The following is a 10,841-nucleotide window of genomic DNA, read 5'->3' on the forward strand; positions in this document are numbered from 1 at the left end:
CGTCGGGGCGTACGACGGTCGGGGCGCTGGGCCTGCCGGCGGTCCGGCCGTCCGCGCGGGTCACCACCACCGCTCTCCTCCTCACAGACGTCCGGGGCCGGCGCCGCCGCCCCGGTGGCGACGGGCCGCTCGGTGCCGCCCGCGGGCACCCTACCCGGTGCGGCCGGCCGCGCCGTCCGCCGTTGGCCGTGGGGTGACGCGCATGGCGACGGCGGGTGTCCGATGGCCTAATATCGCGGTCTCGGCCACGACGAGAGGGACACACCGATGCACCAGCGGATCCTGCTGCGGGCCAGGAAGGGTCCATTCGACGTCTACTCGCCGGAGGAGACGTTCGAGCGCAACTGGATCGGTGAGAACGCCGGCAACCTCGTGTTCAGCCACGCGGCGCACAAGCTGCTGCGGACCGCGACGGCGGAGGTCAGCTCCTCGGAGTTCCGGGTCAACCCGCGCGAGGCCGACGAGATCAACGAACGGTACGACGTGTTCGTGGTGCCGCTGGCCAACGCGTTCCGGCGCAGCTACGCCCACCGCCTGGTCGCCATGACCCGGCTGATCGAGCGACTGAAGATCCCGGTGGTGGTGTTCGGGGTCGGCGCGCAGACCAAAGTCGACGGCGACCGGGAGTACCTGCGGCCGATCGACGACGCGGTGAAGGCGTTCGTCTCGGCCGTGCTGGACCGGTCGCACACCATCGGCGTGCGGGGCGAGATCACCGAGGGGTACCTGCGGACCCTGGGCTTCTCCGCCGTCGACGTGATCGGCTGCCCGTCGATGTTCCTGCACGGCGAGCACCTGCGGGTGGAGAAGCGCAAGTACACGCTCACCGTCGAGGACCGGGTGGCGCTGACCGTCTCCCCGTACGTCAAGTCGATGGCGAAGGTCATCGCCTCGCACCACCGGCGGTACCCGAACCTGCGCTACATCCCGCAGGACCTCAAGACGCTCGGCACCCTGCTCTACGGCGACGCCTCCGAGGACCGGGGCAGGAAGGCGGCCATCCCGATCCACACCTCCCACCCGCTGTTCGTCGAGGACAAGGTGCGGATGTTCGTCGACCCGTGGACGTGGATGCAGTACCTGTCCCGGTTCGACTTCAACTTCGGCACCCGCATCCACGGCACCATCACCGCGCTGGTGGCGGGGATCCCGGGGTACCTCTTCGCGCACGACTCGCGCACGCTGGAGCTGGCCCGGTACTTCGACATCCCGCACCGGCTGATGAAGGACGTCCCGCCGGACATCGACGCCATCGAGCTGTACGACGAGGCCGACTACACCGCGCTGAACAACGGGCACAAGGCGCGGTACGCGACGATGACGGCGTTCCTGGCCAGGCACGACCTCGGGGTCTCCTTCGCCGACGGCGACAGCGCGGCCCGGTTCGACCGCCAGGTCGCCGAGACGACCTTCCCCCCGGCGGTACGCGCGCAGTCGGCCACCGACCCGGCCGAGCTGATCGCCCGCATCCAGTGGCTGCACGACCGCAACCAGGAGCTGACGCAGACCGTAGCGGGGTTCGAGGCGCACCGGCTGCGGGCCCGGGTACGGGCGGCCGGCGGCCGGGTGAAGCGGATGCTGAACCGTTAACCCTCCGTCGGTGGTCTGTTCAACCAGCCCACCCCCGGCGGATACGTCAGGTTCCGGGGCCGTCCATCCGGGCGGTCGAAGGTGTCGGGCGTGGTCAATGAGCCGACGCGGAGCCCACTGCTGAGCATCGTCGTGCCTGTACACGGCGTCGAGGCGTACCTGTACCAGTGCCTGGAGTCCATTCTCGGCGGCCTGCCCGCCGAGGAGGCCGACGCCGTCGAGCTGGTCGCCGTCGACGACGCCTCCCCGGACCGGTGCGGGGAGATGCTGCGGTCGTACGCGGCCGGGCGGCCCCAGGTGCGGGTGGTCTCCCTGACCCGCAACGTCGGGCTGGGCCTGGCCCGCAACGCGGGGCTGGCGGAGGCGACCGGCCGGTACGTCTGGTTCGTCGACAGCGACGACTGGCTGCCCCCGGGCACCCTGCCGGTGGTGCTGGAGCGGCTGCGCCGCGACGAGCCAGACGTGCTGCTGGTGGACCACATGCGGGTGCACGAAGGCGGCCGGATGGAGGTCGACGCGAGCAGTCACCTGCTGCGCGGGATCGACGGGTGCGTCCGGCTGGCCGACCGGCCCGAGCTGCTGCGGGTACAGCACACGGCCTGGAACAAGGTGGTCCGCCGGGCCTTCATGGACGAGCTGGAGCTGCGCTTCCACCCCGGCTGGTACGAGGACATCCCGTTCAGCCACCCGCTGCTCATCGGCGCGGACCGGATCGGGGTGCTGGACCGGGTCTGCTACCACTACCGGCAGGGCCGCCTCGGCGCGATCACCTCCACCCGCAGTGGCCGGCACTTCGACGCGTTCGTCCAGTACGAGCGCCTCCAGCAGTGGGTGGACGAGCACGTCACCGAGGACTGGATCCGGACGGACCTGTTCGGCCTGATGATCAACCACTATCTCGTGGTGGTGGGCAACGACGGCCGGGTGCACCCTCGGCTGCGGCGGGGGTTCTTCCGCCGGGTGGCCGAGCACTACCGCCGGTACCTGCCGTCGGGCGGGTACGCGCGGCCGGGCGGGGTGGCCGGGCTGAAGCACCGTCTCGTGGCCCGGGACAGCTACGTCGCGTACAAGACGTTGCGCCGGGCGCACCGGCTGGCCGGCTCGCTGCGGTCGGCGTCGCCCGCCGGGGCGGCGTCGGGCGGGGACGGGGCGCCGGTCGCCGATGCCCCGGCGGGCGACGCCGACCAGAGCGCGGCCATGGCGGGCCGGGGATGAGCGGAACCGCCACCCGGGCCTCCGACGCCTTGCGCCCCGCCCGCGACGCCGACCTGGCGACCATCCTGCGCTGGCGCAACCATCCGCAGGTACGCGAGGTCAGCCTGACCCGGCACGAGATCGGCCCGGCCGAGCACGCCGCCTGGTGGGCGGGCGTACGCGGCGACCCGGACCGGCGGGTGCTGGTCCACGAGCATCGCGGCCTGCCCTGCGGTGTGGTGACCTTCTCCGGCGTGGCCAGCCCGGACAAGGCGCTGACCTGGGGCTTCTACCTCGACGTCGAGGGCTTGGACGCGCGGCGGGCGCTCATGCCGGCCTGGCTGTCGCTGGAGCGGGCGGCGATCGCGTACGCCTTCGATGTCCTCGGCGCGCGCACCCTCGGCGGGGAGACGCTGGCCACCAACCGGCCGGTGCTGGCGCTGCACCGGCGCTTCGGATTCACGATCGTCCGCCGCTACGAGCGGGACGTCGACGGCACGCCGCACCAGCTGGTGTGGACGGAACTGAGCAGGGGAACATGACGACAGTCAAGATCGGCCCGCACGCGGTGGGCACCGGCGAGCGGCCCTTCGTGGTCGCCGAGATGTCCGGCAACCACAACGGCAGCCTCGACCGGGCCCTGGCCATCGTGGACGCGGTGGCGGCCAGCGGCGCGCACGCGCTCAAGCTCCAGACGTACACCCCGGACACGCTGACCATCGACGTGGACGCGCCGGAGTTCCGCATCTCCGGCGGTCACGAGCTGTGGGGCGGCGAGCGGCTGTACCAGCTCTTCGAGCGGGCGCACACGCCGTACGAGTGGCACGGGCCGATCTTCGAGCGGGCCCGCCGGCACGGCCTCACGGTCTTCTCTTCGCCGTTCGACCACACGGCCGTGGAGCTGCTGGAGGAGCTGGACACCCCGGCGTACAAGATCGCCTCGTCGGAGCTGGTCGACCTGCCGCTGATCCGGCTGGTGGCAGCGACCGGCAAGCCCATGGTCATCTCCACCGGCATGGCCACGGTCGGGGAGATCGACGCCGCGGTGACCGCCGCCCGCGCCGGCGGCGCCGGCGGCATCGTGCTGCTGGCCTGCACCGCCTCGTACCCGGCCCCGCCGCAGGACAGCAACCTGCGCCGACTGCCGGTGCTGGCCGACACGTTCGGCGTGCCGGTCGGGATCTCCGACCACACCCCCGGCATCGGGGTGCCGGTGGCGGCGGTGGCGCTGGGCGCCTGCCTGATCGAGAAGCACGTGACGCTGCGCCGCGCCGACGGCGGGGTGGACTCGGACTTCTCGCTGGAGCCGACCGAGTTGGCCGACCTGCGCGTCGAGTCCGAGCGGGCCTGGGCGGCGCTGGGCGCCACCACCATCGGCCCGACCCCCACCGAGCGGGAGGGGCTGCGGTTCCGCCGGTCGCTGTACGTGGTGGCCGACGTCCGCGCGGGCGACCCGGTGACCCGGGACAACGTGCGCTCGATCCGCCCGGCCGGTGGTCTTCCCCCGGCCGACCTGGACCGGGTGCTCGGCCGTACGTTCCGCCGCGACGTGGCCCGCGGCACCGCGCTGGGCTGGGACCTGGTCTGACCGGTGGCGGTTCGACACCCCCTGTTCACCCGCCGGACCGCCACCGACGCTCGGCGGGCATGACGCATTCACCATGCGCGTCGTGCCCGTTCACCGTGCGGCGTCGGGCCGTTAACTCTGCCGGCTTAGCGTCACGATCCGTCCGCCGGCCGGAACCGTCCCCGGCCGAGAGATCAACCGACCTTGGGAGCACCAGTTGAGCGAGTTGAATGGGTCCTCCATTCTGATCACCGGGGGCACCGGGTCCTTCGGCCGCACCTTCCTGCGGCACGTCCTGGCCGAGGCCGACCCGGCCCGGGTGGTGGTGTTCTCCCGCGACGAGCTCAAGCAGTACGAGCTGCGCCAGCAGCTCGGCGACGACCCGCGGCTGCGCTGGTTCATCGGCGACATCCGGGACCGCCACCGGCTCACCCGGGCCATGCACGGCGTCGACCACGTCGTGCACGCCGCCGCGCTCAAGCAGGTGGACACCGCCGAGTACAACCCGTCGGAGTTCATCGCCACCAACATCACCGGCTCGCAGCACGTCGTCGACGCGGCCATCGAAGCCGGGGTGAAGAAGGTCATCGCGCTCTCCACCGACAAGGCGTCCAGCCCGATCAACCTGTACGGCGCGACCAAGCTGGTGGGCGACAAGCTGTTCGTCTCGGCGAACCACTACGCCGCCCACCACCCGACCCGCTTCGCCGTGGTGCGCTACGGCAACGTGGTGGGCAGTCGGGGCTCGGTGGTGCCGCTGTTCCGCCGGCTCGCCGCCGAGGGCCGCAGCCTGCCCATCACAGACAAGCGGATGACCCGGTTCTGGATCACCCTGGACCAGGCCGTCCAGTTCGTCATCGACTCGTTCGACCAGATGCAGGGCGGCGAGCTGTTCGTCCCGCGCATCCCGAGCATGCGCATCCTCGACCTGGTCGAGGCCGTCGCCCCGGACGCCACCACCCACGAGATCGGCATCCGGCCCGGCGAGAAGCTGCACGAGGAGATGATCGCCCCGGACGACAGCCGCCGGACCCTGCGCACCCCCGACCGGTTCATCGTGCAGCCGACCATCGCCACCTGGGGCTACCAGCCGCCGGCGCACTGCGAGCCGGTGCCGGACGGGTTCGCGTACCAGTCGGACACCAACGACGAGTGGCTCGGCGTGGAGCAGCTGCGCGACATGCTCGGCATCGCCGCGTGATGGCGATGCTCCCGTACGGGCGGCAGTCCGTCACCGACGACGACGTCGCCGCCGTGGTCGCCACGCTGCGCAGCGACTGGCTCACCACCGGCCCGCAGGTCGACGCGTTCGAGGCGGACCTGGCCGGCTGGACCGGTGGGGTCGGCTGCGCGGCGGTGTCCAATGGCACCGCCGCCCTGCACGTGGCGTACGCGGCGGCAGGCGTCGGCCCCGGCGACGAGGTGATCGTCCCGCCGATGACGTTCGTGGCCACCGCCAGCAGCGCCGTCGCCCTCGGCGCGCGGATCGTCTTCGCCGACGTCGAGCCGGAGACGTACACCCTGGACCCGGCGGCGGTCGGCGCGGCGCTGACCGGCCGGACGAAGGTCGTGGCGGCGGTCGACTACGCCGGCCACCCCGCCGACTACGACGCGCTGCGCGCGGTGCTGGACGGTGGCGACACGCTGCTGCTCGCCGACGCCGCCCACTCCGTCGGCGCGGCCTACCACGGCCGGCCGGTCGGGTCGCTTGCCGACCTGACGACGTTCTCGTTCTTCCCGACGAAGAACCTCACCACCGCCGAGGGCGGCGCGGTCGCCGCGGTGGACCCGCTGCTACTCAAGCGGGCCCGGCGCTTCCGCAACATCGGGCTGGTCCGCGACCGCGACGAGCAGCGCTGGCCGGACGAGGGCGGCTGGCACCAGGAGGTCCACGAGTTCGGGCTCAACTACCGGCTGCCCGACGTGCTCTGCGCGCTGGGCCGCAGCCAGCTACGCCGACTGCCCCGGTTCCTGGCCCGCCGCGCCGAGCTGGTCGCCCGGTACGACGAGGCCCTCGCCGACCTGCCCGGCATGTCGGTGCCGGGCCGGCGGTCCTGGGCCGACCCGGCCTGGCACCTGTACCCGATCCGGGTGCACGAGGGCCGCCGCCGCGCCGTGTACGACGCGATGCGCGCCGCCGGCATCGGCGTGCAGGTCAACTACGTGCCCGTGCACTGGCACCCGGCGTTCGCGGACCTGGGCTACCGGCGCGGCTCCTGCCCCGTCGCCGAGGGGTTCTACGCCGAGCAGCTCTCCCTGCCGCTGTTCCCCGACCTCACCGACGCCGACCAGGAACGGGTGGTCGACGCCCTGGCCGACGCCCTGCACGCCGCCCCGGCGCGCGCCGCCGCCTGAGGGGACCGGGATGCACCACGCGAACCACTTCTACGGCCACGCACACGTGCTGGCCCGCTACTGCGGCCTCGGCGACGGGCACCCGCCCCGGATCAACGGGTACGTCCAGCACGGCTGGAACATCGGCGACGGCCTCGCCCCCGGTCACCCGTACGTCGAGGGCACGCCGAGCCTGCTGTGGTCCGATCAGACCCGGCGGCGGGCCTGGTCGGTGGGGCGGCGCAACGTCGTGGTGACCGGCGCGCCGTTCGCGTACCTGCTGGCGCTGCGCGCCGACGACCCGCCGGAGCCCCAGCGGGAGGGCACCATCTGGTACCCGTTCCACGGCTGGGAGGGCCAGCACGTGCGCGGCGACCACCGGGAGCTGATCGCCCGCATCCGCGCCACCGAGCCGGGTCCGGTGACCGTCTGCCTCTACTGGCACGAGTACGGCATGCGCCGGGTCCGCCGCCTCTACGAGCAGGCGGGGTTCCGGGTGATCTGCCACGGCTACCGGGGCCACTGGTGGAAGGACACCGACCCGCTCTTCCTCGACAAGCAGCTCACCGAGCTGCGCCGGCACCGCCGGGTGGCGTCCAACCGGCTGACCAGCGCCATTTTCTACGGCATCGCGGCCGGTTGCGAGCCGGCCGTCTACGGCGACCCGATGATCCTCGCCGACGAGGACCCGACGTTCGGCGGCACCGCCCGCATCCGCCGCCAGTGGCCGGACCTGCACGGCGAGTCGGTGCACCTGCCGACCGCGGTCGAGATCGCCCGCGCCGAACTGGGCACCGACCACCGCTGTACGCCGGCCGAGCTGCGTGAGCTGCTGGGTTGGGCGACCCTCCAGGAGGAACCCGTTGACCACTGACACCTCGCCCCGGATCGCCCTGCCCGGCGGGGAGATGCTGACCTGGTCGGACCGGCCGGCCCGGCGGTTGCCCGCCGGCGGGCCCCTCGCGGCGCTCGCCGCCCGGGTCGTGCCGGTCGGTGCGCGGGTGCTGCTGGCCGGGCCGCACGATCCCGAACTGGTCGACCGGCTGGCCCACGCCGAGGTCACCTGCCTGCTACGCGGCTGGCCGGACGGGGCGGCCCTCGCCGAGGACCGCCCCGTCCGGGTGGTGGTCGGCGGCCCCGGTGGGCTGCCGGCCGACGAGACGTTCGACGTGGTGATCGCCGCCGCCGGCCTGGACGCGGTGGAGTCGGTGGAGGGGACCCCGGTCGGCTGGGACGAGCTGCTGCGGCGGTTCGCCGCCGTGCTCGCCCCGGGCGGGAGCCTGCTGCTGCGGGTGGACAACCCGGTGGGGCTGACCCGGATGGTCGACGCCGCGCCCTGGTATGTCGGGCGCGACGACGCCGACTGGACGATCGGCGGAGCGCTGGACGCCGGCCGCCCCGCCAACCTGGATCAGGTGCGGGACCGGCTGACCGGGGTGGGGCTGCGCGCCGGCGGGTGTTTCGCCGCGTACCCCGACCCGGCCGCGCCGACCGTGCTGGTCGACACCGGGGCGCTGGCCGCGCGCCCCACGAGCGCGGTGCTCGACGCGATGCTGCACGGCGCGTGCGCGCGGGACCGCTCCGACGGCCCCGTGCTCCAGGACCCGGCCCGGCTCGCGGTCGACGCGCTGCACGCCGGGCTGGGCGCCGCGCTCGCCCCGGGCTGGCTGGTGCTGGCCCACCGCGCGGGCGACTCGCCGATCCCGGCCGTCCCCACCCCGGGCGATGAGACCGGACCCGGCGCGCTGCCGGTGCTCTGGGCGCAGACCGGGCCGCCTGGGATCGGTGTGGTGGAGGTGACGGCGGCGGCGAACGGCTGGCGGTGGCGGGTGCCCGGCCCGGTCGCGGCGGCCTCCGAAGCCCCGTTCGCCACCCGGGCGGCGGCCTGGCGGGACCCGGCCGTGCTCACCGGCCCGGTGCCCGAGGGGCGGCTGCTGCGCACCGTGCTGCTCGACGCCTGCCTGCGCCGCGACCTGGCCGCCGTGCGCCGGCTGCTGCGCGGGTACGCCGACTGGCTCGACGCGCACGCCGACGACGCCGGCCGGCTCACCGGGGCGACGGCCCTGGCCAGCCTCGACAACGTCGTGCTCACCGACGCCGGGACTCCCCTGGTCTTCGCGGTGCTCGACCCGAGCTGGCGGGCCAGCGACCCGTGGCCGGTGGACGTGACGCTGGCCCGGGGCCTGTGGGGGTTCGCCGCCGCCCTGGCCACCGGCGGGTACGCCCACCCCTGGCCGTCCACGCTCGACGTGGCCGGGCTGACCGTGGTGCTGGCCGGCACCGCCGGCCGCGACCTGGACCGGGCGACGGTGACGGCGGCCGTCGACGCGGAGGTGGCGGTCACCGCCGCGCTGCGCGGGCTGGACGGCGCCGACCGCGTCGCCCTCGCCGACGAGCTGCGCGCGGTCGAGCCCACCGCGCCTCCGCCGGGCCTGGACAGCCACCAGCAGCTACGCGAGGCGTGGCTGCGGCAGAAGGACGAGCTGACCCGGCTGGCGGCCCTGCTGCGCTGGACGGAGGAGCTGCTCACCTCCCGGGAGCGGGCGCTGCGCCGGGCCGACGCCACCATCAACCTGCTCAGCGGCTCGCTGAGCTACCGGGTCGGCCGGCTGGCGATCACCCCGGCCCGGCTGGCGAAGCGGGGCGCCCGCGCGGCGAAGCGACGGGCCAAGGACGTCCTCGCGCCCCGGCACGGCGAGGAGGAGCAGCGGTGACGCGGATCGTGGGAATCGTGCAGGCCCGGATGGGGTCGTCGCGGCTGCCCGGCAAGGTGCTGCGCCCGCTGGCCGGGCGCTCGGTGCTGGGCCGGGTGGTCCGGGCCGCCGCCGACGGCGGGGTGCTCGCCGACCTGGTCGTGGCCACCAGCACCGACGCCGTCGACGACGCCGTGGTCGCCGAGTGCGCCCGGCTCGGCGTGGCCTGCCACCGGGGCTCCGTCGACGACGTGCTCGACCGGTTTGTCGGCGCGCTGGACGCGCACCCCGGCGACGCGGTCATGCGGTTCACCGCCGACTGCCCGCTGCTCGACCCGGAGATCGTCCGGCTGGTCGCCGACGTGTACCGGGCCGTGCCGGGGCTGGACTACGCGAGCACCTCCATCGCCCGTACCCTCCCGCGCGGGCTCGACGTGGAGATCATCCGCGCCGACACGCTGCGTACGCTGCACCGGATCGCCGCCGACCACCACCGGGTGCACGTAACCTCGTACGCGTACACCCATCCGGAGCTGTTCCGGGTGCTCGGGGTGACGCTCACCCCCGACCGGTCGACCCTTCGGCTCACCCTCGACACCGAGCAGGACTGGGCGCTGGTCAGGGCGGTCACCGACCACTTCGGCGACGTCAGCGTCCCGCTGGCCAAGCTCGCCGACTGGCTGGCGGGCCAACCGGCCCTGCGTGCCCTGAACGCCTCGGTGCGGCAGAAGCGGCTGGAGGAGTCCTGAGCACGGTACGCGTCGGGGTTCGCTGCGACGCCGGGCCGACCCGGGGGGTCGGGCACCTGGTGCGCTGCCTCGCCCTGGCCGAGGAGTTTCTCGCCCGGGGCCACCGGGTCGACTTCTTCGGCACCGTCGAGGGGGTCGGCTGGGCTGCCCGGCAGCTCGCCGACCGGGGCATCCCGCTGCATCCCGGCCCGGAGCGCCCCGACGACCTCGTCGCGGCGGCCCGCCGGCACGGCCTCGACGTGGTGGTGCTCGACTCGTACGAGCTGGACCCGGCCGGGGCGGGCTCGCTGCGCGCGGCGGGGGTGGTGACCCTCGCCGTCGTCGACGGTGACACCCGGGGGCAGGACGCCGACGTGTACCTGGACCAGAACCTCGGTGCGACGCACGGGCCGCTGCCCGGCCGGCTGCTCGCCGGGACGGCGTACCCCCTGCTGCGCGACGCCGTGGTGGCCGCGCGGCCGGCGGCTCCCCGCCCGCCGACGCGGACGCCCCGGCCCCGGGTGCTGGCCTTCTTCGGCGGCACCGACGCGTTCGGGGCTGCCCCGGTGCTGGCCCGGGTGCTGCTGTCCACCGGGCACCCGATGGACCTGACCGTGGTCGTCGGTCGCGCCGACGTCGAGGCGGACCTGGCGGCGCTGGCCCCTGGGCGGGGGCAGGCGGTGCGGCCCGACCCGCCCACCGACGGCCTGCCCGCCCTGGTCGCCGCCGCCGACC

Annotated in this window: 11 protein-coding genes; all 11 read left to right on the plus strand. The window is 74.3% G+C overall.

What is annotated here, in order from left to right:
- On the plus strand, positions 1 to 197 hold a 197-nt coding region (locus E1258_RS34065), incomplete at its 5' end, for a hypothetical protein (RefSeq protein WP_207919704.1).
- 70 nt (positions 198 to 267) lie between these two features.
- Entirely contained in the window at positions 268 to 1,590 is a 1,323-nt protein-coding gene (locus E1258_RS25040; protein ID WP_132405424.1) for a polysaccharide pyruvyl transferase family protein, read from the plus strand.
- A 90-nt stretch (positions 1,591 to 1,680) separates the two neighbouring features.
- Entirely contained in the window at positions 1,681 to 2,805 is a 1,125-nt protein-coding gene (locus E1258_RS25045; RefSeq protein WP_132405426.1) for a glycosyltransferase, read from the plus strand.
- Positions 2,802 to 3,326: a GNAT family N-acetyltransferase gene (locus E1258_RS25050; protein WP_132405428.1), complete on the plus strand. Its 525-nt coding sequence runs from the start codon at positions 2,802 to 2,804 to the stop codon at positions 3,324 to 3,326. The genes E1258_RS25045 and E1258_RS25050 overlap by 4 nt, the downstream gene beginning before the upstream one ends.
- Complete coding sequence (gene pseI, locus E1258_RS25055) at positions 3,323 to 4,372, plus strand: pseudaminic acid synthase (protein WP_132405430.1); 1,050 nt, start codon at positions 3,323 to 3,325, stop codon at positions 4,370 to 4,372. Before E1258_RS25050 ends, pseI begins: the two co-directional genes overlap by 4 nt.
- Positions 4,373 to 4,568: 196 nt before the next feature.
- Positions 4,569 to 5,552, plus strand: coding sequence for a UDP-N-acetylglucosamine 4,6-dehydratase (inverting) (gene pseB / locus E1258_RS25060; RefSeq protein ID WP_132405432.1), 984 nt, complete (start codon positions 4,569 to 4,571; stop codon positions 5,550 to 5,552).
- 5 nt (positions 5,553 to 5,557) lie between these two features.
- Positions 5,558 to 6,706 carry a DegT/DnrJ/EryC1/StrS aminotransferase family protein gene (locus tag E1258_RS25065; RefSeq protein WP_132405438.1) on the plus strand — a complete coding sequence of 383 codons (1,149 nt, stop codon included), beginning with the start codon at positions 5,558 to 5,560 and terminating at the stop codon, positions 6,704 to 6,706.
- Between the two features lie 10 nt (positions 6,707 to 6,716).
- Positions 6,717 to 7,559 (plus strand): hypothetical protein, encoded by an 843-nt coding sequence (locus E1258_RS25070; RefSeq protein ID WP_007075590.1) that lies wholly within the window; start codon positions 6,717 to 6,719, stop codon positions 7,557 to 7,559.
- Positions 7,549 to 9,399: a class I SAM-dependent methyltransferase gene (locus E1258_RS25075; RefSeq protein WP_132405434.1), complete on the plus strand. Its 1,851-nt coding sequence runs from the start codon at positions 7,549 to 7,551 to the stop codon at positions 9,397 to 9,399. The genes E1258_RS25070 and E1258_RS25075 overlap by 11 nt, the downstream gene beginning before the upstream one ends.
- Positions 9,396 to 10,127 carry a cytidylyltransferase domain-containing protein gene (locus tag E1258_RS25080; RefSeq protein ID WP_132405436.1) on the plus strand — a complete coding sequence of 244 codons (732 nt, stop codon included), beginning with the start codon at positions 9,396 to 9,398 and terminating at the stop codon, positions 10,125 to 10,127. Before E1258_RS25075 ends, E1258_RS25080 begins: the two co-directional genes overlap by 4 nt.
- Positions 10,124 to 10,841, plus strand: a 718-nt coding sequence (locus E1258_RS25085) for a spore coat protein (RefSeq protein WP_132405440.1), incomplete at its 3' end; no start/stop codon positions are given. The genes E1258_RS25080 and E1258_RS25085, both read left to right, overlap by 4 nt.

Origin of the sequence: Micromonospora sp. KC207 (assembly GCF_004348615.1) — a bacterium.
Classification (GTDB): domain Bacteria; phylum Actinomycetota; class Actinomycetes; order Mycobacteriales; family Micromonosporaceae; genus Micromonospora.

Bases quoted from the DNA above. Each gene is read 5' to 3' on its own strand.
- pseI (WP_132405430.1), top strand. From the start codon at position 3,323: ATGACGACAGTCAAGATCGGCCCGCACGCGGTGGGCACCGGCGAGCGG.
- E1258_RS25065 (WP_132405438.1), top strand. From the start codon at position 5,558: ATGCTCCCGTACGGGCGGCAGTCCGTCACCGACGACGACGTCGCCGCC.
- E1258_RS25070 (WP_007075590.1), top strand. From the start codon at position 6,717: ATGCACCACGCGAACCACTTCTACGGCCACGCACACGTGCTGGCCCGC.
- E1258_RS25050 (WP_132405428.1), top strand. From the start codon at position 2,802: ATGAGCGGAACCGCCACCCGGGCCTCCGACGCCTTGCGCCCCGCCCGC.
- E1258_RS25040 (WP_132405424.1), top strand. From the start codon at position 268: ATGCACCAGCGGATCCTGCTGCGGGCCAGGAAGGGTCCATTCGACGTC.